This is a genomic window from Streptomyces sp. ADI95-16 (genome assembly GCF_003721495.1).
GTDB classification, from domain to species: domain Bacteria; phylum Actinomycetota; class Actinomycetes; order Streptomycetales; family Streptomycetaceae; genus Streptomyces; species Streptomyces goshikiensis.
On sequence record NZ_CP033581.1, the window covers coordinates 3,919,145 to 3,941,523 of the forward strand.

Sequence of the window (22,379 nt, forward strand, 5' to 3'; positions counted from 1 at the left end):
CACGTCGCGTCGGCGGCCGCCGGAGCCCGGCGCTCCCTACTCTGGCCGCCATGACCGACGTTCCCTCCGCATCCCCCGTACCGCCCGCATCACCCGCATCACCCGTACCGCCCCCCGCCCCTACGTCCACCGATTCCGCGGCCGCGTTCCCGGCCTCCCCCACCCAGGCCGTCGTCCTGGCGGGCGGCCAGGGCTCGCGGCTGCGGCCGTACACGGACGACCGGCCCAAGCCGATGGTCGAGATCCCCGGCACGGGGACGCCGATCATCGGGCACCAGCTGGCCTGGCTGGCCGCCGAGGGGGTCACGGACGCCGTCGTGTCCTGCGGGCACCTCGCCGAGGTGCTCCAGGAGTGGCTGGCGCGGGCCCGGTTGCCGCTCCGCGTGACCACCGTGGTCGAGGAGGAGCCGCTGGGGCGCGGCGGGGGCCTCAAGTACGCCGCGCGCCACCTCCCGCACCCGGACCGGCCCTGGTACGCGACGAACGGAGACATCTGGACGCGGTTCTCGCTGCGCGAGATGGCGGCGTTCCACGCGGAGCGCGGGGCGGTGGCGACGCTGGCGCTGGCCCGGCCGCGGATCCCGTGGGGGGTGGTGGAGACGAACGAGTTCGGGCAGATCCTGGACTTCATCGAGGCCCCGCCGTCGCCTTATCTGATCAATGCCGGGGTGTACGTCTTCGGCGCCGAATTCGCCGCGCTGCTCCCGGACTTGGGGGACCACGAGCGGACGACGTTCCCTCGGCTGGCCCGGGAGCGGCGCCTCGCGGGCTTCCCGCTGCCCCAGGGGGCCTACTGGCGGGCGATCGACACCGCGAAGGACCTCACCGAGGCGGCACGGGAGTTGGCCGCGCAGAACGCCTCCTGAGCCCACGCGCCGGCCGCACCGGCCAGACCGGCCGCACCGGCCAGACCGGCATACGGAAGGGCCCGGCGCGCTCCTCGCGCGCCGGGCCCTTCCGCGTACGTACGACGGGACTCAGCCGAGCAGTCCCCCGACCAGGCCGGGCTTCTTGGCCGGGGCCTCGCCGCCCCCGCCGCCGCTCCCCGACGACGAGGACGGCCGCTGCTGCGGGGCGGACTGCCGCGGCGCGCTGCCGCGCGGGGTCTGGCCGCCGCCGCTGCCCCGCGTCGCGGTGGGCGACTGGGAGCCGGCGCCGGCGCCCTTCTGGGCGGTGCCCGGGCCGGAGGTGGAGGCGGCGGTGCGGCCCGGCTTGGCGGAGGCGGACTTGGAGGCGCTGGCGGAGGGTTCCGCGGCCGCCTTGGAAGGCTGCTGCTCCTGCTGCCGCTGGGGCTGCGCGGACGGCTGGCCGGCCGGCGTCCGCGGCAGCGGGGTGCCGGGCAGGTAGTTGCTCGGGGGCTCCCCGGGCCCGGGGACGGTGACCACGGTGGTGGAGCGGACCGCCCCGCCGAGGACGGAGCCGATGATCAGGGTGAGCCCGCAGGCGATGGTCGCCATGACGGCCCCGCGGCGCAGCACCCGGCGCCGCAGCCGCCAGACCTCGGAGCGCGGTCCGAGGGTCCGCCAGGCCTCGCCGGCGAGGCGGCCGTCGAGGGAGTAGACGGGGGCCCCGGCGATGATCAGCGGGCTCCAGGCGGCGAGGTAGATGATGTCGGGCGCGTCGTAGGCCGGGACGGTCTTCCAGCTCACGGTCATCAGCAGCGCGGCGGACAGCAGGGCGCCGATGCAGGCGGCGAACCGCTGCCACAGCCCGAACACGGTCAGCACGCCCACGATGACCTGGAGGAACGCCACGGTGAGCCCGGCCCCGACGGGGTGGGCGAGGGCGAAGTCGCGCAGCGGTTCGGCGAGCGCCCAGGGGTGCAGGGTGTGGAGCCAGGTGACCATGGAGCCGCGTTCGCCGCCGTCGAAGTAGACGGGGTCGCACAGCTTGCCCATGCCGGCGTAGATGGAGATGAAGCCGAGGAAGACGCGCAGCGGGAGCAGCACGACGCCGAGGTTCATCCGGCGGCCCGGGTAGTACGAGGCCTGCGCGCGGCTGTCGCCGGAGGCCTGGCGGGAGTCCGCCGGGGCGCCGGGGCCGCCGGGGCCCGCGGGTCCGCCGTAGTACGGCTCGCGCGGCAGGTCCCGTACGGCGGACAGCGGACGGGTCTCGTCCGGGTCGCCGTAGGTGCGCTGGCCGATGACGGTCGGCGTGGGGAGGGTGTCCTCGGCGAGGTCGTGGGCCAGGTCGACGCGGGGGATGACCTGGGTGCCGCCGCCGCCCTCGAAGGCGTCGTAGCCGCGGCCGGCCTCCCGGACGGCCTGGAGGAGTCCGCCGGTGGCCGCGGCGTCACCGGGGGCGGACTTGCCGCTCCAGACGACGGGGGCTCTGCGGCGGGTGGCGCCGGCCGCGGCGGCCACGGCACCGCCGAGGACGGGCGCGCGGCCGGGGGCGTACGCGGGCTTGGAACGCGCGCTCGTGCTCGGTGCGAGCCGCACGCGGAAGCTGGCGTGGTTGACGATGACCTGTGCGGGGTCGCACGGCACCTTGACCATGCTCAGCGCGGGCTGGTCGTCGAACCCTGACGTTCTGGTGTCCACACTCATCTAACCGAGTGACGAGTCTTTAGGACACTGCCTTGACATCAGGGATGTGTCCGAGACCCGTCAAGATCAAGTCACCCCGCCCGGAACGGGCGGGGTGACACGCTCACGGGTCAGGTTCCGTGGGCCAAGTGGATCAAGCTCGCCTCAGAGGCGCGGGGCCTCGGCGCGGCGGCGCGCGGCCTCGTACAGCACGACGCCCGCCGCGACACCGGCGTTGAGCGACTCGGCGCCGCCCGGCATCGGGATGCGGACGAGGTAGTCGCAGTTCTCGCCGACGAGGCGGCCGAGGCCCTTGCCCTCGGAGCCGACGACGATGACGACCGGGCCCGCGAGCTCGGCGAGGTCGTTGACCGTGTGCGTGCCCTCGGCGGCGAGGCCGACGATGGTGATGCCGGCCTTCTTGTAGTCCTGGAGGGCGCGGGTCAGGTTGGTGACGCGGGAGACCGGCGTACGGGCGGCGGTGCCGGCCGAGGTCTTCCAGGCGCCGGCGGTCATGCCGGCGGCGCGGCGCTCGGGGATGACCACGCCGTGGCCGCCGAAGGCGGAGACGGAGCGGACGATCGCGCCGAGGTTGCGCGGGTCGGTGACCCCGTCGAGGGCGACGATCAGCGGGTCCTCGCCGTTGTCGTACGCGGCGGCGGTGAGGTCCTCCGGGTGCGCGTACTCGTACGGCGGGACCTGGAGGACCAGGCCCTGGTGGTTGAGCCCGTTGGTCAACCGGTCGAGCTCGGGGCGCGGGGCTTCCATCAGGTTGATGTTGCCGCGCTCGGCCGCGAGCTGGAGGGCCTCGCGGACGCGCTCGTCGTTGTCGATGAACTGCTGGACGTAGAGGGTGCTGGCGGGCACGCCGTCGCGCAGCGCCTCGAAGACCGGGTTGCGGCCGACGACCATCTCGCTGGTGCCCTTGGGGCCGCCGCGGCGCGGGGCCGGGCGGCGCTTGGCGGCCTGGCGCGCCATGGCGTTGCTGATGCGGTTGGCCTTGTGCTTCTTGCGGTCCTCGGCCTTGGGCGTGGGGCCCTTGCCCTCCAGGCCCTTGCGCCGCTGGCCACCGCTGCCGACCGTGGCGCCCTTCTTGTTGGACGTGCGGCGGTTCCTGCGCTGGCTGTTCCCGGCCATGACCTCTACCTGTTTCGTTGGTGCTGCGATATGTACGTATGAAGAGTGTGCCGCCCGGAGCGCCGGGCGGCACACCGTGCCTGCCTGCCCGCCCGGGCCGACCTGCCCGGCCGGGCCGCTTGGCTCAGCGCGGGCCGAGTGTCCAGCGCGGTCCGCTCGGGCTGTCCTCGATGACCAGCCCGGACTGCTGGAGCTGGTCGCGGATGGCGTCGGCCGTGGCCCAGTCCTTGCGGCCCCGCGCGGACTCCCGCTGCTCCAGGACCAGGCGTACGAGCGTGTCGACGGCGCCGTGCAGGTCCTCGCCGCGGTCCGCCTCGCCCGCCCAGTGCGGGTCGAGCGGGTCCAGGCCGAGGACGCCCAGCATGGCCCGTACCTCCGACAGGCGCGCGATGGCCGCGTCCTTGTCGTCGGCGGCGAGGGCGCTGTTGCCCTGCCGGACGGTGGTGTGGACGATCGCGAGGGCCTGCGGGACGCCCAGGTCGTCGTCCATCACCTCGGCGAAGGCGAGGGGGACCTCGGCGGCGGGTTCGACGGGACCGCCGGCCTTCTCCACGACGCGCTGGCAGAAGCCCTCGATGCGCGCGAACGCGGACTCCGCCTCGCGCAGCGCCTCCTCGCTGTACTCGATCATCGACCGGTAGTGCGGGGTGCCGAGGTAGTAGCGCAGGACGATCGGGCGCCAGGCCTTGACCATCTCGGAGACGAGCACCGAGTTGCCGAGGGACTTGGACATCTTCTCGCCGGACATGGTGACCCAGGCGTTGTGGACCCAGTACTTCGCGAACTCGTCGCCGTATGCCTTGGCCTGGGCGATCTCGTTCTCGTGGTGCGGGAAGATCAGGTCGAGGCCGCCGCCGTGGATGTCGAAGGCGGCGCCGAGGTACTTGTGCGCCATGGCGGAGCATTCGAGGTGCCAGCCCGGGCGGCCGCGGCCCCACGGCGTCTCCCAGGACGGCTCGCCGGGCTTGGCGGACTTCCACATGGCGAAGTCGCGCGGGTCGCGCTTGCCCGTCTCCCCCGTGCCCGAGGGCTGCATGAGGTTGTCGAGCTCCTGGTTGGAGAGCGCGAGGTAGCCCGGGAAGGAGCGCACGTCGAAGTAGACGTTGCCGTCCGCCTCGTACGCGTGACCGCGCTCGATCAGGCCGCGCATCATCTCGACCATCTCGGTGACGTGGCCCGTGGCGCGGGGCTCGTAGGTGGGCGGGAGGCAGCCGAGGGCGGTGTAACCGTCGTTGAAGGCCCGCTCGTTCTCGTAGCCGATGGACCACCAGGGGCGGCCCTGCTCGGCCGACTTCGTGATGATCTTGTCGTCGATGTCCGTGACGTTGCGGATGAAGGTGACGTCGTAGCCGCGGTAGGCGAACCAGCGGCGCATGATGTCGAAGTTCAGGCCGGACCTGATGTGCCCGATGTGCGGGGCGGCCTGCACGGTCGCGCCACAGAGGTAGATCGAGACGCAGCCCGGAACGAGCGGGGTGAAGTCGCGGATCTGCCGGGCGCTGGTGTCGTACAGGCGAATAGTCACGGCATCCAGGGTAGTGGCCCTGTAGCAGTGCCCCGCGACCCTTTCGGGACGCGGGGTTGCTTTGTTGCCGAAGCGGAGCGGTGCGGCGCGCCGGCGCGCTCCCCGCTCGGACGGATTTATCAGGTTTGTCAGGATGCGTCCCGGTACACCAGCGCCGTGGCGATGGCGGCGAGGCCCTCGGCGCGGCCGGTGAGGCCGAGGCCGTCGGTGGTGGTGCCGGAGACGGAGACGGGGGCGCCCGCGGCGGCGGCGAGCGCCTTCTGCGCTTCCTCGCGCCGCTTGCCGATCTTCGGGCGTACGCCGATCACCTGGATGGCGATGTTGCCGATCTCGAAGCCCTCGGCGCGGACGATCCGGGCGGCCTCCGCCAGCAGGGTGACACCGGCGGCGCCGGACCACTCGGGGCGGGAGGTGCCGAAGTGCGCGCCGAGGTCGCCGACGCCGGCGGCGGAGAAGAGGGCGTCGCAGGCGGCGTGCGCGGCGACGTCGCCGTCGGAGTGCCCGGCGAGGCCGTCCTCGCCCTCCCACAGCAGACCGGCGCACCACAGCTCGCGGCCGGCCTCGAAGGCGTGCACGTCGGTGCCGATGCCGACGAGCGGGATCAGGGGGGCCGGGGCGTCGGGGCTAGTAGGCATCGGTGGCCCTCCTGCGGGCGAGTACGGCCTCGGCGAGGACCAGGTCGAGCGGACGGGTGACCTTGAAGGCCTCTTCGTGGCCGGGGACGACCACGACGGTGACGCCGAGGCGTTCCACCATTCCGGCGTCGTCGGTGGCGCCCTCCCCGCCCACGGTGTCACCGGCGAGCTCGTCGTGGGCCCGCTTGAGCGTGACGAGGTCGAAGCCCTGCGGGGTCTGTACGGCGCGCAGCCGGGCCCGCTCGGGCGTGGCGACGACCGGCTCGGCCTCGCCGGGCCTGCCGGGCTCGACCTCCTTGACGGTGTCGGCCAGCGGCATCGCGGGCACCACGGCGGGCGCGCCGTCGCGGACGGCTTGGGCGACGGCGTCGACCGTGTCCACGGGGACCAGCGGGCGGGCGGCGTCGTGGATGAGCACGGTGGTGACGCCGTCGGGCAGCGCGTCGAGGCCGGCGCGCACCGACTCCTGCCGGGTGTCGCCGCCGGGGACGACGAGGATCTCGGTGCGTTCGGGCAGCGCGTGCTCGTCGAGCAGGTTGCGCACCTCGGCGGCGCCGTCGGGCGGCGCGACGACGACCACGAGGGACACCGCGCGGGAGCGGGCCATGGCGCGGACGGCGTGGATGAGCATGGGCGTGCCGCCGAGGCCCCGCAGGGCCTTGGGGGCACCGGGGCCGAGGCGTACGCCGCGGCCGGCGGCCGGGATCACCGCGGCGGTGCGGTGGGGGCGCGATTCGTCAGACATCAAGGAGCTCCGGGAGTGTGACTCCGGTTTGGCGACCAGGTTTGTGACTTCGGCCGACGTGGGTATGGCCTGAAGGGTGCCGGGTGCGACGCCCCTCGCCCCTTCCGTGACGACCGGACGAGTCGGCTGCCCGGACCCGGCACGTCAGTGGCACGACCTGCGCGGCCGGTGGCTGCGCGGCCGGGCGAAAGGCGGGGAGGGCGGGGATCGGGGGCGGCGGAGCCGGCGGGGATACAGACATGCCGCAGCGCCCGGCAACAAGTCTCCTTGTCATCGGGCACCGCGGCACAGCTGTGTACGGCTGGTCGTCGCGTCAGGACGCGAGAACCTCGTCGAGGAGGGCCTCAGCCTTGTCCTCGTTGGTGTTTTCGGCGAGCGCGAGCTCGCTCACCAGAATCTGGCGCGCCTTCGCGAGCATCCGCTTCTCGCCCGCGGAAAGCCCGCGCTCACGCTCACGACGCCACAGGTCACGCACCACTTCGGCGACCTTGATGACATCGCCAGAAGCGAGCTTCTCCAGATTTGCCTTGTAGCGCCGGGACCAGTTCGTCGGCTCTTCTGCGTACGGTGCGCGAAGCACCTCGAAGACCCGGTCCAGCCCGTCCTGGCCGACTACGTCGCGAACACCGACGAACTCCGCATTGTCCGCAGGCACACGAACCGTCAGGTCGCCCTGGGCGACCTTGAGCACCAAGTAGGTCTTGTCCACGCCTTTGATCTGACGAGTCTCAATGGCCTCGATCAGCGCGGCCCCGTGATGGGGATAGACCACGGTGTCGCCAACCTTGAACGTCATGTGACAGGTACCCCTTCCGTGGCTATCCAGGGTAACACGAGAACTGACCGTAATGAATGGCGTTTTCGCAGGTCAGGGCCCATCTCAGGGCTTGACAACTGCGATGCGAACGTGCTGCGGAGGGCCTGCGGAAGGGGGTATTCGCAGGTCGGAGGCGCTGCGCGGACCAGCGGAAACGGCCACGTTACACCTGCCGTCCGACCGGTTCCGTGTGACGTACGTCCCGTTTTGCCGGTTTCGGAGCGGGTAAACCGAACTACTCCGTTCGACTGGCGACCACCCGTACGGAGCGGTTCCGGCCCAATCGGGAATTGATCACGGAGTGGCGTTCGGGGGAATCCCGGAATTCGATCACCGGCCACCCGGCGCGCGATATGCGAGGGGCACATGAACGGCGGGCGGAATACAAGATCGCGGGGCGGCCGCAGGGCGGGCCGGGTACTGCGGAGGGTCGGGTGCGGGGGCGGGGCGGCGGCTCGGTAACCTAAGCCCGCTGACACACCCTTAGGGCGGCTCTACCTCGGCCGTCCCGAGAGCCCACCCTCCCGTCCGTACGTCCTAGGAGTTGCCGCCGCCGTGAGCCGCAGCCTTCGACGCGGCGCCCTCGCCGCTTCCGCCGTCGTGTTCTCCATCGCCTCGCTCGCCGCGTGCGGCGCGGGCAACGACGCGCAGACTCTCCAGATCAAGCCGGACAACGCCGCCGTCACCAAGGGCGACATCAAGGTCCAGAACGCACTGGTGATCACCCAGGGCGAGAAGGACGCGAAGGGCCCCGCCGCCGTCTCGGCGACGGTCTTCAACTCCGGCACGACCGAGCAGACGCTCGACGCCATCACCCTCAAGGGTGGGGGCAAGGTCGTACTGAAGGGCGCGACGGGCAGCGGCAAGGTCGTCGTGCCGGCCGGCGGGTCCGTGGTGCTCGGCGGCAAGGGCAACGCCGCCGCCGTGATCGAAGGCGGCCGCGAGGCGGTCCAGGACGGCAACGTCCAGGACGTCGTCTTCCAGCTGAGCAAGACGGGCGACGTCGCCCTGCAGGCGTTCGTCGTCCCGGGCTCCGGGATGTACGCGAACTACGGCCCGACCGAGGCCCCGGCCGCCGGCGCCAGCCCGTCGGGCAGCCCGTCCGGCTCCCCCTCCGGCAGCCCGTCCGGCGCCCCCTCGGGCGGCCCCTCCGGCACCCCCGCGGGCAAGCCGTCGGGCAGCGCCTCCGCCCCGGCGGGCGCCACCTCGGGCACGCCGTCGGGCTCCCCGTCGCACAGCGCCGGTCACTGACACACCGGAAGGGCCCCGTCCGCTCGGTGCGGACGGGGCCCTTCCGTCATCCCGTGGAACCAGGGTCAGGGCCTGCGGCCCGGCCCCTTCGGTTTACGGCTCGAACTTGTAGCCGAGGCCCCGGACCGTGACCAGGTAGCGCGGCGCGCCCGGGTCCGGCTCGACCCCATCCCGCGTGCGCCCCTCGCACCGCTCGGCCCCAGGGGGCCTCACGGGCTTCGAGGCGCCGTGCCGGCCTCCGGCCGACCGCTGCGCGCCGGGGCGGCCCCTTCGGTTTACGGCTCGAACTTGTAGCCGAGGCCCCGGACCGTGACCAGGTAGCGCGGCGCGCCCGGGTCCGGCTCGATCTTGGCGCGCAGCCGCTTCACGTGGACGTCGAGGGTCTTGGTGTCACCGACGTAGTCGGCGCCCCAGACCCGGTCGATGAGCTGCATACGGGTCAGCACGCGGCCCGCGTTGCGCAGCAGCATCTCCAGCAGGTCGAACTCCTTCAGCGGCAGGTCCACCTTGCCGCCGCCGACGGTGACGACGTGGCGGTCCACGTCCATCCGTACGGGGCCGGCCTCCAGGGCCGCCGGGGTGACCTCCTCCGGCTCGCCGCGGCGGCGCAGGACCGCGCGGATGCGGGCGACCAGCTCCCGCGAGGAGAAGGGCTTGGTGACGTAGTCGTCGGCTCCTATCTCCAGCCCGACGACCTTGTCGATCTCGCTGTCCTTGGCGGTCACCATGATCACGGGGACGTTGGAGCGGCCGCGCAGCTGCCGGCAGACCTCCGTACCGGGCAGGCCGGGGAGCATCAGGTCGAGCAGGACGAGGTCGGCGCCGTTGCGCTCGAACTCGTCGAGCCCGTCGGGCCCCGTCGCCGCGATCGCGACCTCGAAGCCTTCCTTGCGGAGCATGTAGGACAGGGCGTCGCTGAAGGATTCCTCATCCTCGACGACGAGCACTCGGGTCACGGAAGGACCTCCGGGGCAGGGATGACTGGTTCTGGGTCGAGCAGGGGTCGGGCGGGTGCGGGGGCCGTCGCGGGGGTCTGGGCTGCTGCTTCGGGGAGTCGCAGGGTGAACGTGGAGCCCTGGCCCTCCGAGCTCCATACCGACACCTCCCCGCCGTGCGACGCCGCCACGTGCTTCACGATCGCGAGGCCGAGCCCGGTTCCGCCCGTGGCGCGGGAGCGGGCCGGGTCCACGCGGTAGAAGCGCTCGAAGATGCGCTCGCGGTCCTTTTCGGGGATGCCGATGCCCTGGTCGGTCACGGCTATCTCGATCAAGTCTCCACCCGGCGCGGTGACCCGGCGCGCGGCGATGCCGACGCGGGTCCGGGCCGGACTGTAGTTGACGGCGTTCTCCACCAGGTTCCCGAGGGCGGCCGCGAGCTGCCCCCGGTTGCCCCAGACGCGCAGGTCGGCGGTGCCGCCGGCGGCCATGGTGATCTGCTTGGAGGTGGCCGTGTGGCGGCATCGGTCGATGGCCTCCGCCACGAGCGTGTCCACCCGTACGGGCTCCGCGTCCTCCAGGGGGTCGTCGTTCTGTACCCGGGAGAGGTCGATGAGCTCCTGTACGAGGCTGATCAGGCGGGCCGCCTCGATCTGCATCCGGCCCGCGAAGCGGCTGACCGCCTCGGGGTCGTCCGAGGCGTCCATGACCGCCTCGGAGAGCAGCGAGATCGCTCCGACCGGGGTCTTCAGCTCGTGCGACACGTTCGCGACGAAGTCGCGGCGCACCGCCTCGATGCGGCGGGCCTCGGTGAGGTCCTCGACGAGCAGCAGCACGAGCCGGGAGCCGAGCGGGGCGACGCGGGCGGAGACCGCGAGGGCCTCGCCGCGGCCGGTGCCGCGCCGGGGCAGGTCCAGTTCGACCTGGCGTATCTCCCCGTCACGGCGGGTGTCGCGGGCCATGTGGAGCATGGGCTCCACGGACAGCTTCCCGCCGCGGACCAGCCCCAGGGCGTACGCCGCCGAGCTGGCCTTGACCACCGCGTCGCCTTCGTCGAGTACGACGGCGGAGGAGCGGAGTACGGAGAGGACGGTGTCCACGCCGGGCGGGAGCACCGCGTTGATGTCGGGGCGCATGGAGCTCCGGGTGGGGCGGGCCTGGTCGCGCTCGCTCCAGCGGAACGCCAGCATCGCGATCACACCGGTGCACAAACCGGCGATCGCTGCAGCTGCGGCGACCGCCGCGTTCACGTCCATGTATCCAGGTTAAGCAGGCATGACGACACTTCCACAGCCGTTCGGGTGGCACCTCGAACACTCGTCGCCCAGAGTTCACCCTGGCGACGGGGTTGATTCACTTGTGATGCCGGAGTCGGACGCGTTCACGGCCGAACGTGTCAACGTGGGGCCATGAGGCCGCCCCGGCCCGGCCCACGGGCAGGAAGCAGTAGGCAGTAGGCAGAGAGGGACACCCATGCGTGACGCGTACCACGAGGAACTGGACTCGATCGGAGAAGGCCTGGTCGAGATGGCCCGGCTGGTCGGTTCCGCGATCGGGCGGGCCACGACGTCCATGCTCGACGCCGACCTGAAGCTCGCCGAGAGCGTCATCGCCGCCGACCAGAAGGTCGACGACCTCCAGCACGACCTGGAGGCGCGCGCCATCGCGCTGCTGGCCCGCCAGCAGCCGGTCGCCACCGACCTGCGGATCGTCGTCACCTCGCTGCGGATGAGCGCGGACCTGGAGCGCTCCGGCGACCTGGCGCAGCACGTGGCGAAGCTCGCCCGGCTGCGGTTCCCGGACACGGCGGTGCCGCGGGACCTGCACGCCACCATCCTGGAGATGGGGCAGCTGGCGCAGCGCCTGATGGCGAAGGCCGCCGAGGTGATCATCACGAAGGACGTCGACCTGGCGCTCCAGCTGGAGCAGGACGACGACGAGATGGACCAGCTGCACCGCACGCTGTTCCAGCACCTGATGGACGACCGCTGGAAGCACGGCATCGAGACCGCCGTGGACGTGACGCTGCTGGGCCGCTACTACGAGCGCTTCGCGGACCACGCGGTGTCGGTGGCCAAGCGCGTCGTCTACCTGGTGACGGGCGAGCACGCGGACGAGCTCCAGCCCCCGACGGTCGTCGAGGGCGTCTGAGGCCGGGGTGAGGCCGGGGTGAGGCCGGGGTGAGGCCGGGGAGGCCCTCCTGCGCTTCTGCGCCAATGCGCCGTTGACGCGCCGGTATGGCTGGGCATGAATGAGGCGAAGGCACTCCCACGTTCGTCATCCCGTATGCCGCCTGCGAGGAGGAACCATGCCCGATTCCCCCGTTCCCATCACCCCGGAGCAAGAGCAGCAGCCGAGGCCCGAACCGCTGCGCCTGCCGCTGCTCGCCGCCTGCGGCTGCGGCTCGGGCTGCGGCTGCGGCTGCCAGTCCGGCGCCCCGTGCCAGTGCGGCGGCTGACCCGCCCACCGGTACCCGTACGCGAGAGGGCCCCGTCCGGCACACCCACGCCGGCCGGGGCCCTCACCCGTACCCCTAGGATGCCGACGGGGGCGGGGCCGTAGCGCAGAGGTCGTCGCGCGCGGTCTCCAAAACCGCGAGGACGCCGGTTCGATCCCGGCCGGCTCCGTCCCTCTCCTCAGCGCGGCGTGAGGAGGCAGAACTCGTTGCCTTCCGGGTCGGCCAGAACCGTCCAGTGGATCGCGGACCGGTCGAAAGCGGGGTCGGTGGCGCCCAGGGCGCGCAGTCGGGCCGCCTCCGCGGCCAGGTCGTCGCCGGGGTAGGGGCGGACGTCGAGGTGGACGCGGTTCCACTCGCTCTTGGTGTCGGGAGTGCGGAGGAACTCCAGGTAGGGCCCGACGCCCTTGGCGGAGCGCATGGTCGCCTGGTCGTCGGTGACCTCGTGCAGCGTCCAGTCCGTCGCCTCGCCCCAGAAGCGGGCCATCCCCCGTGGGTCGGCGCAGTCGACCACCACCGCGGCGATCGGGCCGGTGTCCCGGTAGACCGGACGGGGCTCCAGGACGCAGAACTCGTTGCCTTCCGGGTCGGCCATGACCGTCCAGGGGACGTCGCCCTGCCCCACGTCGGCGAGCGTCGCGCCGAGATCCTTCAAGCGCGCGACCAGCTCCGCCTGATGGGCGGTCGAGGTGGTGGCCAGATCGAGGTGCACGCGGTTCTTGACCGTTTTGGGTTCCGGGCGGGCGACGATGTCGATGCAGACGGCCACGGGATCGGGGTAGGCGAAGCCCACGGGTTCGAGGTTGGTCACCCCGGGCCCCTCGCTGTCGACACCCCAACCGAGCGCCTCCGCCCAGAACCGGCCGAGCGCGGAGTCGTCATGGGCCTTCATGTTGATCTGCACGAGTCGTGTTGCCATGCCGCAGATCCTAGAAGCACCGCCAGCAGGGCCCGGGGCGGACCCAGGGCATGAAAAGGCCCCTGAGTCGCGCCGTATGCGCAGCTCAGGGGCATGATCACAAAACTTACTTCTTCTTGCCCTGGTTCTTGACGGCCTCGATGGCGGCCGCGGCGGCCGCCGGGTCGAGGTAGGTGCCGCCCAGGTTGAGGGGCTTGAAGTCGGCGTCCAGCTCGTAGGCGAGGGGGATGCCGGTCGGGATGTTGAGGCCCGCGATATCGGCGTCGGAGACGCCGTCCAGGTGCTTGACCAGGGCGCGGAGGCTGTTGCCGTGCGCGGCGACCAGGACCGTGCGGCCCGCGAGGAGGTCCGGGACGATGCCGTCGTACCAGTACGGGAGCATGCGGACGACGACGTCCTTCAGGCACTCCGTCTTGGGGCGGAGCTCCGGCGGGATGGTCGCGTAGCGCGGGTCCTCGGACTGGGAGAACTCCGTACCGTCCGCGAGGGCCGGCGGCGGGGTGTCGTACGAGCGGCGCCACAGCATGAACTGCTCCTCGCCGAACTCGGCGAGGGTCTGGGCCTTGTCCTTGCCCTGGAGGGCGCCGTAGTGGCGCTCGTTCAGGCGCCAGGAGCGGTGGACCGGGATCCAGTGGCGGTCGGCGGACTCCAGGGCCAGCTGCGCGGTGCGGATCGCGCGCTTCTGGAGGGACGTGTGGACCACGTCGGGGAGGAGGTCGGCGTCCTTCAGGAGTTCGCCACCGCGGACTGCCTCCTTCTCGCCCTTCTCGTTGAGATTCACGTCCACCCAGCCGGTGAACAGGTTCTTCGCGTTCCACTCGCTCTCGCCGTGACGGAGGAGGATCAGCTTGTACGGTGCGTCGGCCATGCGTACGAGCCTAATGGACGCGCCGGAGCCCTCGCGCGCGCCGTTCACAGGGTGGTCAGGCGGCGTCGATTGACGGGGCCCGTCAATTCGCTGGCGTGCGCGCGCGGGCGCTCGTACGGTGCGGGGAGCTCAAGAGACGCTTACATCACCGGGGGATTCCGTATGTTTTTCGGCAGTTTGACACGGGTCGTCCGGGAAAGCGTGTCGGGTCTGCCGCGCGCTTTCTGGTGGCTCTGGACGAGCACGCTGATCAACCGGCTCGGGGCCTTCGTCGCCACGTTCATGACCCTGTACCTGACCCTGGAGCGGGGCTACTCGGCCTCCTTCGCCGGGCTCGTGGTGGCCCTGCACGGGCTGGGCGGGGTGATCTCCTCACTGATCGCCGGCGTGATGACCGACCGGCTGGGGCGGCGGCCGACGCTGCTGGCGGCGCAGGCGTCGACGGCGTTCTCGGTGGCGCTGCTCGGGTTCATGGAGCACCCGGCGGCGATCGCGGCGGTGGCGCTGCTGGTCGGCATGACCTCGAACGCGTCGCGCCCGGCGGTGCAGGCGATGATGGCGGACATCGTCCGCCCGGAGGACCGGGTCCGGGCCTTCTCGCTCAACTACTGGGCCATCAACCTCGGGTTCGCGGTGAGCGCGACGGCGGCGGGCGTGATCGCCGAGTACAGCTACCTGGCCGGGTTCCTGGGCGAGGCGGCGCTGACGCTGGTGTGCGCGGTGCTGGTGTACCTCAAGCTGCCGGAGTCGCAGCCGGCGGCGGTGCCGGTCGCCCCGGGGACGGCCCTCGCGCCCGAGACCCGGCTGGGGACGGTGCTGCGCGACGGGCGGTTCATGGGTGTGGTCGGGCTGTCGTTCCTGATCTCGCTCGTGTTCACGCAGGGGTCGGTCGGGCTGCCGGTGGCGATGGGCGCGGCCGGGTTCTCGCCCGGGGACTACGGGCTGGTCATCGCGGTGAACGGGCTGCTGATCGTGGTGCTGCAGATCCCGGTCAGCCGGTTCATCGAGCACCGGGACCCGCAGCTGCTGCTGGTCGCCTCGGCGTTGCTGGCCGGGTACGGGTTCGCGCTGACGGCGTTCGCCGGGTCGCTGTGGGCGTACGCGCTGACGGTGTGCGTGTGGACGCTCGCGGAGATCGTGAACTCGCCAACGCAGATGAGCCTGGTGGTGCGGCTGTCCCCGGCGGACGGACGCGGGCGCTACCAGGGGGTGTACACGATGTCGTGGGCGGTGGCCTCGCTGGTGGCTCCGCTGATGGCGGGGTTCGTGATCGACCGCTGGGGGGCGGGGTGGCTGTGGGGGGCCACGGGTGTGGTGGGGACGGGGGCGGCGCTGGGGTACTGGCTGCTGATGCGGGGGGTTCCCGTGGGTGCGGGGGGCGGGGCGGCTGCCGCCGATGCCCTGGTCGGTGAGGTTCCGGTCGGCGAGGTTCCGGTCGGTGAGGTTCCGGTTGCCCCGGTGGCCGTCGCTCCCGTGGCCGCGGAGACGGTGGCCGCTGCGGATGTGCGGCCCGTCGTCTGACGCGAGTGGCGGTGGGAGGGCGGGCGGGTGGCGGGGCCCTGCGGGGCTTGTCCCCTACCCGCCCTTCCGCCGTTCCCCGGGGCTCCGCCCCGCACCCGACGCCTCAAACGCCGGCGGGGCTGACATGGCGGGGCCCGTCAGCGGGACGGGTGGGTGAGGTGTTTGAAGGCGTCCAGGTTGCGGGTGGATTCGCCGCGGGAGACGCGCCAGTCGTACTCGCGCTTGATCGCCCCCGCGAAGCCCAGCTCCAGCAGGGTGTTGAAGGCGCCGTCCGCCGCTTCCAGGACGGTGCCGAGCAGCCGGTCCAGGTCCTGCGGAGTCACCACCGACAGCGGGAGCCGGGCCGTCAGGTAGACGTCGCCGAGAGGGTCGACCGCGTACGCCATCCCGTACAGCTTGAGGTTGCGCTCCAGCAGCCAGCGGTGGACCCCCGCCTCGTTCTCGTCGGGGTGGCGGATGACGAAGGCGTTCACCGACAGGGAGTGCCTGCCGATGCGGAGCGAGCAGGTGGTGCTCAGCTTGCGGGTGCCGGGCAGCTGGACCACGTACGAGCCCGGGTCCGGGCTCTCCCAGGCCAGTCCGGCCTCGGTCAGCGTGCCCTCGACGATCGCGGCGGTTCCAGCGTCAACGTCAGCCATGGTGGGAGCGTACGCGACGGCGATGATCAAGCATCGCCGCGGTGTACACGTCCGCGGTGCCGGCGGCCGCCGTGTCCCAGCCGAAGAACTGCGCGTGCCGGGCCGCCTCGCCGCCCATCCGGTCCGCGAGCCCCGGGTCGTCCACGAACCGCCGCAGCTCCCGCGCGTAGTCCACCGGGTCGTGCCCGGGTACGAGGATCCCCGTGACCCCGTCGTTGACGGCCACCGGCAGGCCGCCGACCGCCGCCGCGAGCACCGGGGTGCCGGTCGCCTGCGCCTCTATGGCGACGAGCCCGAAGGACTCGTTGTACGAGGGCATGACCAGCACGGACGCCGCCCGGAACCAGTCGGCCAGCCGGTCCTGCGCCACCGGCGGCTGGAAGTGGACGAGGTCGGCGATGCCCAGCCTCGCGGCGAGCTTCTGGAGCCCCTCCGGCTTGGCGAGGCCGCTGCCGCTGGGGCCGCCGACGACGGGTACGAAGAGGCGGTGGCGCAGCGACGGATCGCGGTCCACCAGCTCGGCGACCGCCCGCAGCAGGATGTCGGGGGCCTTCAGGGGCTGGATGCGGCCGGCGAAGAGGGGGATCACCGCGTCCTGCGGGAGGCCGAGCCGGGCGCGGGCGGCGGCGCGGCCGTCGCCCGCGGTGAAGCGGTCGAGGTTCACGCCGGGGTGGACGACGGCCACCTTCGCGGGGTCCGCCTCGTAGTGCCGTACGAGTTCTTCCGCTTCCTCGGCGGTGTTGGCGATGAGCCGGTCCGAGGCCGCGACGATCTGGGTCTCGCCGATGACGCGGGCGGCGGGCTCGGGCGTGTCGCCCTCGGCCAGCGCCGCGTTCTTGACCTTGGCCATGGTGTGCATCGCGTGGACGAGCGGGACGCCCCAGCGCTCGGCGGCCAGCCAGCCGACGTGGCCGGAGAGCCAGTAGTGGGAGTGGACGAGGTCGTAGTAGCCGGGGCGGTGTCCGGCCCAGGCCTGCATCACGCCGTGGGTGAAGGCGCACAGCTGCGCCGGGAGCTCCTCCTTGGCGAGGCCCTCGTACGGGCCCGCGTCCACGTGGCGCACGAGGACGCCGGGGGCGAGCTCGACCACGGGGGCGAGGCCGCCCTCGGTGGCCCGGGTGAAGATCTCGACCTCGATGTTGATCGCGGCGAGGCGCTTGGCGAGCTCCACGATGTACACGTTCATGCCGCCGGCGTCGCCGGTGCCGGGCTGGTGCAGCGGTGAGGTGTGCACGCTGAGCATGGCGACGCGGCGCGGCTTGCGGTGGTGGCCGACGGCCGGGAGGCGGAGCCTCGGCGGGTCGTGCCGGGTGGAGCGGGCGGCGGCGATCCTGCCGCTGAGGCTGCCACCGAGGCGGGACACGTACTGGCTCAAGGGAGCGGTTCCTCTCGCTCGGACGGGCGTGACGGTGGCGCGACGACGGCATGACGACGGCAGAGCGACGGCACGACGGCGAAGAGCGCGTTCGGCGCCCTTCAAGGAGTGCAACCCGAATGGCCGTGCCCCGCATTCCGGGCTCCCGGATTTGCTCCCTGATTTGTCGGAGAGTTGCCGGAAAGTTGCCGGATTTTCATCCGTCGCGACCGCTCCGCTTACTCTCGCCTCATGGCCTCCCGCACCACCCCGCCCCCGAGCCGCCCCGGCCGCCCCGTGGGCACGGTGACGCGCGGGACCACGAACCCGAACCGGTTGCGCCGGATGGACCGCTGGATCGCGGCGACGCACGGGGCGGCGCTGCGGCGGGCGCAGGCACCGGTCGCGGTGGACCTCGGGTACGGGGCCGCGCCCTGGACGGCGGTCGAGCTGCTGGCCCGGCTGCGGGAGGCGGCGCCGCGGGTACGGGTGGTCGGCATCGAGATCGAGCCGGCCCGGGTGGCGGGGGCGAAGCCGTACGAGCGGGAGGGCCTGAGCTTCCGGCACGGCGGCTTCGAGGTCCCGCTGGAGGGCGGGATCCGGCCTTCGCTGATCCGGGCGGCGAACGTACTGCGCCAGTACGACGAGCAGCAGGTCGAGGAGGTCTGGGCGCGGCTGTGTGCCCGCCTGGCTCCGGAGGGACTGCTGGTGGAGGGCACCTGCGACGAGATCGGGCGGCGCCACGTCTGGGTCGCGCTGGGGCCGGAGGGGGCGCGCACGGTGACCTTCGCCACCCGGCTGGGCTCCCTGGAGCGCCCCTCGGACCTGGCGGAGCGGCTACCGAAGGCGCTGATCCACCGCAACGTGCCGGGCGAGCCGGTGCACGCGTTCCTGCGGGACTTCGACCGGGCGTGGGCGGCGGCCGCGCCCTACGCCTCGTACGGGGCGCGGCAGCGCTGGATCCGGACGGCGCGGGCCCTCGGCGCGGACTGGCCGCTGGCGGACGGGCCGGGGCGGTGGCGGCAGGGGGAGCTGACGGTGCGGTGGGAGGCGCTGCGCCCGGCGGGGCCCTCGTAACGGGAGCGGCCGAAAGCAGGACGGTGGGGAACCGGTGGTGTGGGCTGCCCGTTGAGTCGTCGGGGTGGGCGTTGGCGGCGGTGTACATGATCGGAAAGAGCCCCACAAGGGTGTTGGAATTCACCGTCTCGTGGCACCATCCCGAAGGCAGTAGCAAGTTACTGATGAATAGTCAGATCTGATGCGGGATCTGACACGGGCGCCTGGGGGGACCATGGGGACCGAGAAGCGATCGCGGTGGCGGGGCGCGTCCGCCCTCACGCTGCTGTGCGCGATGGCGATACTGACGGCCCCCGGCCTCGCGACCGGCGCCGCGTACGCCGCCCCGACCCCGGAACCGGGCACCAAGTCCCTCGAAGACGTCCGCAAGAACATCGAGGACCTGTACCGCCAGGCCGGTTCCGCCACGGACGCGTACAAGCTCGCCGACGGCGAGGCGAAGGCGCAGTCCGAGCGGATCGTCGAGATCGCCCGGCAGATCGTGGCGGGCGAGGAGAAGATCACCTCGCTCAAGGGCCGCGCGGGGGCCGCGGCCCGCGCCCAGTACCGCTCGGGCGGCCTGCCGCCGGGCGCGCAGCTGGCGCTGAGCGGCAGCCCGACGCAGTACCTGGACGGGGCGGACCGGCTGCGGCAGGGCGAGAAGGCGACGACGGACCTGCTGTCGGACCTGAACCGCACGCAGGACGATCTGGCGGGGTACGCGAAGGACGCGAGCGACCAGTGGCGCAAGCTCGAAGCCAACCGCCTGAAGCAGGAGACCTCGAAGAAGCAGATCGAGGAGAAGATCAAGGCGGCGGAGGAGCTGGAGAGCAAGCTGGAGGCCGAGGAGAAGGCCCGGCTGATCCAGCTCGAACAGCAGGCCCAGTACAAGGCGCAGACGGCGTGGCTGTCGTCGGGCGCGCTGAAGGGGGCCGGCGCATCCGCGACGGACGCCGGGAAGCGGGCCGTCCAGTACGCCACGGCGCAGATCGGCAAGCCGTACGTGTGGGGCGCGGAGGGTCCGGACGCGTTCGACTGCTCGGGCCTGACCTCGCAGGCCTGGCTCTCGGGCGGGCGGCGCATCCCGCGGACCTCGCAGGAGCAGCTGCGGCTGCTGCCGAAGGTGGCGGTGAAGGACATGCGGCCGGGTGACCTGATCATCTACTTCGACGACGCCACCCACGTCGGCATGTACATCGGCGACGGCGCGATGATCCACGCCCCCCGCCCGGGCCGCAACGTCACGATCGCGGGCGCGGGCTCCATGCCGATCAAGGCCGTGGTCCGCCCGGACTGACCCCCGCGCGTGCCGCGGGGCCGCCGGGGCTCGCCGGGGCGGAGCGGAACCGCAGCGGAAGCGGGGCGGGCCCGCAGCGGAAGCGGGTCGCGCCCGCAGAGAACCGCAGCGGGCCCGGGGCGGAACCGGGGCGGTCTCGCGCACGTCTCGGCAGTGGGGACCATCACGTCCCCACCGTGACCTTGGTCATCCCATGCGCCCGCATTTCCCCCGCGATAACGGCATATGACGGAGGCCCCCGCCCGAGCCGCCATTCCGCTCTGCCCGTACCGACCGTTAGGGTCGGGCGAATGCGCACCCTCGGGGGGAGGGAAGGAACCGGAAACGATGCCCGTACCCGTACCGAGGCAGAGGGACACCCCCGCCGCGGAGAGCGGTCAGGCCGTTCTGTCGATCACCACCGACCGGCCGGCGAGCCACCCCGCCGCCCACCAGGCGCTCAACCTGCTCGTGATCGAGGACGACCCCGCGGGCGGCCTCACCGTCCCCGAAATACTCGACGCCGACGGCCACCGCATCCGGCTCCGCAGCGCCCGCAACCTCACCGAGGCCGCCCGGCTGCTCACGCCCGACGTGCACTGCGTCCTGCTGGACCTGTCGCTCCCGGACGCCGCCTTCCGGGGCGCCGGCGCGGCCGCGGCCGACACCGACGCCGACCAGCTGGCCACCCTCCGCCAGGTCCTGCGGCTCGCCCCGCGCCACGCCGTCCTCGTCCTCACCGCCGAGGACGACGCCGAGCGCGCCGCCGAGGCGGTCCAGATCGGCGCCCAGGACTTCCTCTTCCGCGACGAGCTCGACGGCCGGCTGCTGAGCCGCGCCATCCGCTACGCGGTGGAGAGAAAACGGGCCGACATCGCCCAGTACAAGCTCGCAGAATCGAAACTGCGCGCCCAGGAGAACGCCCGACTGGAACGCGGACTGCTGCCCAACCCGCTCCTCGAAGGCTCCGACCTCCGCTTCGCGGCCCGCTACCGCCCCGGCCGCAGCCGGGCCCTGCTCGGCGGGGACTTCTACGACACCGTCCGCACCCCCGACGGCACCGTCCACGCGATGATCGGCGACGTCTGCGGCCACGGCCCCGACGAGGCCGCCCTCGGCGTCGAGCTCCGGATCGCCTGGCGCGCGCTCACCCTCGCCGGCCTGTGCGGCGACGAGCTCCTCGCCACCCTCCAGGAGGTCCTGGAGGTGGAGCGCCCCTGCGACGAGATCTTCGCGACGCTGTGCACCGTCGACATAGCCCCGGACGGCCGCCGCGCGGGCCTGTGCCTGGCCGGCCACCCGGCCCCGCTGATATCCCGGCCCGGCCGCCCCGCCCGGCTGCTCCCGTACGAGAACAACGGCCCGGCACTCGGCCTGCTGCCGCGCGCCCGCTGGCCGCGCCGCCAGGTCGAGCTGGGCGGCAGCTGGAGCCTGATGCTCTACACCGACGGCCTGATCGAGGGCCACGTCGGCGCCGGCAAGGAGCGCCTCGGGCAGGACGGCATGGTCGAGATGATCAACCGGCACCTGGACCGCGGGCTGCGCGGCGAGGACCTGCTGGAGGCCTCCGTCACCGAGGCCCGCCGCCTCAACGGCGGGGAGCTCACCGACGACGTCGCCGTGGTCCTGCTCTCACGCGCCGAGGGCTGAGCCCGGGGCGCGGTGCGTCAGCGCCCGCCGTTGTAGGGCCCGTACGGCCCGTCACTGCTGCTGCCGCCACTGCGCCGGCCGCCGCCCGAGACCTGCTTGAGGGCCGGGCGGACGTCGACGAGGAAGACGATGGTGGCGACCAGGCCGGCGATCTCCAGGAACAGCATCCCGAGGAAGAAGTCGACGACGACCGTGACGCCGAGGATGACCAGCCAGAAGGTCTTGCTCTGCTTGTCGGCGGCGCGGTACGCGTCCTCGCGCGCCAGCAGGGCCAGCACGAAGGCCACGACGGCGAGCGCCAGCATGGCGAAGCCGATCAGCGGGAGGACCCCGTTATCGAATCCGTTCATCAACATCGCTCGACCGCCTTCTCACGCTTCAGGTGCCGCCCGTCTCCACGCTACCGGTAACGACGGGCCGGACACCTCGCTGGTGCCCGGCCCGTCGTCCGGATATGCGGATTCCGGAGATCAGCTCTCGTCGCCCGTCGTGGCGCCGACGGTCTTCTTCGCGGGGCTCTTGCGCACGGTGGTCTTCCGCGCCGCGGACTTCTCCTCGGCGGCCGCCTCGGCCACCACCGGCTCCGGCTTCGCCTGCGGCTCCAGCTTCGCCTGCGGCTCGGGCTCGACGGCCTCGGCGATGTCGACGATCTCCTCGACGAGCTCGCCGCGCCAGGCGCGCACGGCCTGCTCACCGTGCTCGGCGACCTTGTCGTAGGTCTCCTTGGCGCGCACCGCGTACTCGGCGGCCACACCGACCCCGCGCAGCGCCAGGTCCTGGGCGGTCTCGCCGAGCTTCTTCGGGTCGATCGCGCCGAGCACCTCGGAGACCTTGGCGGTGACGGCCTCCTGGGCCTCCTTCGCCTTCTCCTGCACGACCTTCGGGTCGGTGTTCTTCACGGCCTCGATCCGCGCGGGAGCCTCGGCGCGGAGCTGCTCGAAGAGCCCGGGCACCTTCTTGGCCTGCTGGACGGCCAGGTCGGCCGTACCCGCGGCGAAGTAGAGGGGGGTCGGGTCGGTGAGGGTCTTCTTCAGGTCATCGGCGATGGCCATGTGCTGGTCCTCCCGGA

General features: G+C 72.5%; 22 protein-coding genes, 1 tRNA gene and 1 pseudogene. 9 read left to right on the plus strand and 15 right to left on the minus strand.

Annotated features, from left to right (window positions below; translation table 11 throughout):
- Positions 1–50 precede the first annotated feature (50 nt).
- Positions 51–866 carry a nucleotidyltransferase family protein gene (locus tag EES41_RS17170; RefSeq protein WP_254211479.1) on the plus strand — a complete coding sequence of 272 codons (816 nt, stop codon included), beginning with the start codon at positions 51–53 and terminating at the stop codon, positions 864–866.
- 111 nt (positions 867–977) lie between these two features.
- On the opposite strand, the gene EES41_RS17175 is transcribed toward EES41_RS17170, so the two are convergent.
- The 6 genes from EES41_RS17175 to EES41_RS17200 all read right to left on the minus strand — a co-directional run bounded on the left by EES41_RS17175 (position 978) and on the right by EES41_RS17200 (position 7,366).
- Complete coding sequence (locus EES41_RS17175) at positions 978–2,549, minus strand: DoxX family protein (RefSeq protein WP_123079375.1); 1,572 nt, start codon at positions 2,547–2,549, stop codon at positions 978–980.
- A gap of 144 nt (positions 2,550–2,693) precedes the next feature.
- Positions 2,694–3,665 (minus strand): 23S rRNA (guanosine(2251)-2'-O)-methyltransferase RlmB, encoded by a 972-nt coding sequence (rlmB, locus tag EES41_RS17180; protein WP_008743941.1) that lies wholly within the window; start codon positions 3,663–3,665, stop codon positions 2,694–2,696.
- A gap of 124 nt (positions 3,666–3,789) precedes the next feature.
- Positions 3,790–5,190, minus strand: coding sequence for a cysteine--tRNA ligase (gene cysS / locus EES41_RS17185; RefSeq protein ID WP_008743940.1), 1,401 nt, complete (start codon positions 5,188–5,190; stop codon positions 3,790–3,792).
- A 128-nt stretch (positions 5,191–5,318) separates the two neighbouring features.
- Positions 5,319–5,825: a 2-C-methyl-D-erythritol 2,4-cyclodiphosphate synthase gene (ispF, locus tag EES41_RS17190; protein ID WP_123079377.1), complete on the minus strand. Its 507-nt coding sequence runs from the start codon at positions 5,823–5,825 to the stop codon at positions 5,319–5,321.
- The gene (gene ispD / locus EES41_RS17195) at positions 5,815–6,570 is read right to left on the minus strand and encodes a 2-C-methyl-D-erythritol 4-phosphate cytidylyltransferase (RefSeq protein ID WP_123079379.1); all 756 of its coding nucleotides are present in this window, start codon (positions 6,568–6,570) and stop codon (positions 5,815–5,817) included. The genes ispF and ispD overlap by 11 nt, the downstream gene beginning before the upstream one ends.
- Before the next feature lie 313 nt (positions 6,571–6,883).
- Positions 6,884–7,366, minus strand: coding sequence for a CarD family transcriptional regulator (locus EES41_RS17200; protein WP_003953493.1), 483 nt, complete (start codon positions 7,364–7,366; stop codon positions 6,884–6,886).
- A gap of 576 nt (positions 7,367–7,942) precedes the next feature.
- Here EES41_RS17200 and EES41_RS42150 point away from each other — a divergent pair.
- The gene (locus EES41_RS42150) at positions 7,943–8,638 is read left to right on the plus strand and encodes a DUF461 domain-containing protein (RefSeq protein ID WP_174261696.1); all 696 of its coding nucleotides are present in this window, start codon (positions 7,943–7,945) and stop codon (positions 8,636–8,638) included.
- A 93-nt stretch (positions 8,639–8,731) separates the two neighbouring features.
- On the opposite strand, the pseudogene EES41_RS17215 reads toward EES41_RS42150, so the two are convergent.
- From EES41_RS17215 to EES41_RS17225, 3 genes and pseudogenes are all read right to left on the minus strand, one after another.
- A pseudogene (locus tag EES41_RS17215) lies at positions 8,732–8,803 on the minus strand (DNA-binding response regulator); the annotation flags it as partial.
- A 110-nt stretch (positions 8,804–8,913) separates the two neighbouring features.
- Positions 8,914–9,594, minus strand: coding sequence for a response regulator transcription factor (locus tag EES41_RS17220; RefSeq protein WP_037795450.1), 681 nt, complete (start codon positions 9,592–9,594; stop codon positions 8,914–8,916).
- Positions 9,591–10,829 carry a cell wall metabolism sensor histidine kinase WalK gene (locus tag EES41_RS17225; protein WP_008743934.1) on the minus strand — a complete coding sequence of 413 codons (1,239 nt, stop codon included), beginning with the start codon at positions 10,827–10,829 and terminating at the stop codon, positions 9,591–9,593. The genes EES41_RS17220 and EES41_RS17225 overlap by 4 nt, the downstream gene beginning before the upstream one ends.
- Positions 10,830–11,046: 217 nt before the next feature.
- On the opposite strand from EES41_RS17225, the gene phoU reads away from it, so the two are divergent.
- From phoU to EES41_RS17235, 3 genes are all read left to right on the plus strand, one after another.
- Positions 11,047–11,724 (plus strand): phosphate signaling complex protein PhoU, encoded by a 678-nt coding sequence (gene phoU / locus EES41_RS17230; protein WP_008743932.1) that lies wholly within the window; start codon positions 11,047–11,049, stop codon positions 11,722–11,724.
- 157 nt (positions 11,725–11,881) lie between these two features.
- On the plus strand, positions 11,882–12,031 hold the full coding sequence (locus tag EES41_RS41455; RefSeq protein ID WP_008743931.1) for a hypothetical protein: 150 nt from the start codon (positions 11,882–11,884) through the stop codon (positions 12,029–12,031).
- A 94-nt stretch (positions 12,032–12,125) separates the two neighbouring features.
- Positions 12,126–12,200 (plus strand) — tRNA-Trp (locus EES41_RS17235).
- Positions 12,201–12,209: 9 nt separating this feature from the next.
- Here the strand turns inward: EES41_RS17235 and EES41_RS17240 are convergent.
- Complete coding sequence (locus EES41_RS17240) at positions 12,210–12,947, minus strand: VOC family protein (protein WP_123079381.1); 738 nt, start codon at positions 12,945–12,947, stop codon at positions 12,210–12,212.
- 106 nt (positions 12,948–13,053) lie between these two features.
- Entirely contained in the window at positions 13,054–13,815 is a 762-nt protein-coding gene (locus EES41_RS17245; protein WP_123079383.1) for a phosphoglyceromutase, read from the minus strand.
- A 177-nt stretch (positions 13,816–13,992) separates the two neighbouring features.
- On the opposite strand from EES41_RS17245, the gene EES41_RS17250 reads away from it, so the two are divergent.
- A complete protein-coding gene (locus EES41_RS17250; RefSeq protein ID WP_254211480.1) occupies positions 13,993–15,336 on the plus strand; it encodes an MFS transporter in 1,344 nt (447 codons plus the stop codon).
- A 137-nt stretch (positions 15,337–15,473) separates the two neighbouring features.
- On the opposite strand, the gene EES41_RS17255 is transcribed toward EES41_RS17250, so the two are convergent.
- Positions 15,474–15,974 carry a YbjN domain-containing protein gene (locus tag EES41_RS17255; RefSeq protein ID WP_008742417.1) on the minus strand — a complete coding sequence of 167 codons (501 nt, stop codon included), beginning with the start codon at positions 15,972–15,974 and terminating at the stop codon, positions 15,474–15,476.
- A complete protein-coding gene (mshA, locus tag EES41_RS17260; RefSeq protein ID WP_214348299.1) occupies positions 15,967–17,304 on the minus strand; it encodes a D-inositol-3-phosphate glycosyltransferase in 1,338 nt (445 codons plus the stop codon). The genes EES41_RS17255 and mshA overlap by 8 nt, the downstream gene beginning before the upstream one ends.
- Positions 17,305–17,580: 276 nt before the next feature.
- On the opposite strand from mshA, the gene EES41_RS17265 reads away from it, so the two are divergent.
- From EES41_RS17265 to EES41_RS17275, 3 genes are all read left to right on the plus strand, one after another.
- Entirely contained in the window at positions 17,581–18,405 is an 825-nt protein-coding gene (locus EES41_RS17265; protein WP_123079386.1) for a class I SAM-dependent methyltransferase, read from the plus strand.
- Positions 18,406–18,619: 214 nt separating this feature from the next.
- Positions 18,620–19,681, plus strand: coding sequence for a C40 family peptidase (locus tag EES41_RS17270; protein WP_164495867.1), 1,062 nt, complete (start codon positions 18,620–18,622; stop codon positions 19,679–19,681).
- Positions 19,682–20,008: 327 nt separating this feature from the next.
- Positions 20,009–21,310, plus strand: a complete 1,302-nt coding sequence (locus EES41_RS17275) for a PP2C family protein-serine/threonine phosphatase (RefSeq protein ID WP_123079388.1) — start codon at positions 20,009–20,011, stop codon at positions 21,308–21,310.
- A gap of 17 nt (positions 21,311–21,327) precedes the next feature.
- Here the strand turns inward: EES41_RS17275 and EES41_RS17280 are convergent, their stop codons facing one another.
- Positions 21,328–21,666, minus strand: coding sequence for a DUF2516 family protein (locus EES41_RS17280; protein ID WP_073775190.1), 339 nt, complete (start codon positions 21,664–21,666; stop codon positions 21,328–21,330).
- Between the two features lie 114 nt (positions 21,667–21,780).
- Positions 21,781–22,362 (minus strand): hypothetical protein, encoded by a 582-nt coding sequence (locus EES41_RS17285; protein ID WP_123082533.1) that lies wholly within the window; start codon positions 22,360–22,362, stop codon positions 21,781–21,783.
- Positions 22,363–22,379: the final 17 nt, after the last annotated feature.

What these genes read in the sequence shown, in the direction of transcription:
- rlmB (WP_008743941.1), bottom strand. Translation starts at nt 3,665, where the DNA reads ATGGCCGGGAACAGCCAGCGCAGGAACCGCCGCACGTCCAACAAGAAG.
- EES41_RS17225 (WP_008743934.1), bottom strand. Translation starts at nt 10,829, where the DNA reads ATGGACGTGAACGCGGCGGTCGCCGCAGCTGCAGCGATCGCCGGTTTG.
- ispF (WP_123079377.1), bottom strand. Translation starts at nt 5,825, where the DNA reads ATGCCTACTAGCCCCGACGCCCCGGCCCCCCTGATCCCGCTCGTCGGC.
- EES41_RS17270 (WP_164495867.1), top strand. Translation starts at nt 18,620, where the DNA reads ATGGGGACCGAGAAGCGATCGCGGTGGCGGGGCGCGTCCGCCCTCACG.
- EES41_RS17285 (WP_123082533.1), bottom strand. Translation starts at nt 22,362, where the DNA reads ATGGCCATCGCCGATGACCTGAAGAAGACCCTCACCGACCCGACCCCC.
- EES41_RS17170 (WP_254211479.1), top strand. Translation starts at nt 51, where the DNA reads ATGACCGACGTTCCCTCCGCATCCCCCGTACCGCCCGCATCACCCGCA.
- EES41_RS17240 (WP_123079381.1), bottom strand. Translation starts at nt 12,947, where the DNA reads ATGGCAACACGACTCGTGCAGATCAACATGAAGGCCCATGACGACTCC.
- phoU (WP_008743932.1), top strand. Translation starts at nt 11,047, where the DNA reads ATGCGTGACGCGTACCACGAGGAACTGGACTCGATCGGAGAAGGCCTG.
- EES41_RS17175 (WP_123079375.1), bottom strand. Translation starts at nt 2,549, where the DNA reads ATGAGTGTGGACACCAGAACGTCAGGGTTCGACGACCAGCCCGCGCTG.
- EES41_RS17245 (WP_123079383.1), bottom strand. Translation starts at nt 13,815, where the DNA reads ATGGCCGACGCACCGTACAAGCTGATCCTCCTCCGTCACGGCGAGAGC.
- EES41_RS17265 (WP_123079386.1), top strand. Translation starts at nt 17,581, where the DNA reads ATGGCCTCCCGCACCACCCCGCCCCCGAGCCGCCCCGGCCGCCCCGTG.
- EES41_RS17255 (WP_008742417.1), bottom strand. Translation starts at nt 15,974, where the DNA reads ATGGCTGACGTTGACGCTGGAACCGCCGCGATCGTCGAGGGCACGCTG.
- EES41_RS41455 (WP_008743931.1), top strand. Translation starts at nt 11,882, where the DNA reads ATGCCCGATTCCCCCGTTCCCATCACCCCGGAGCAAGAGCAGCAGCCG.
- EES41_RS17280 (WP_073775190.1), bottom strand. Translation starts at nt 21,666, where the DNA reads ATGTTGATGAACGGATTCGATAACGGGGTCCTCCCGCTGATCGGCTTC.
- ispD (WP_123079379.1), bottom strand. Translation starts at nt 6,570, where the DNA reads ATGTCTGACGAATCGCGCCCCCACCGCACCGCCGCGGTGATCCCGGCC.
- EES41_RS17275 (WP_123079388.1), top strand. Translation starts at nt 20,009, where the DNA reads ATGCCCGTACCCGTACCGAGGCAGAGGGACACCCCCGCCGCGGAGAGC.
- EES41_RS17200 (WP_003953493.1), bottom strand. Translation starts at nt 7,366, where the DNA reads ATGACGTTCAAGGTTGGCGACACCGTGGTCTATCCCCATCACGGGGCC.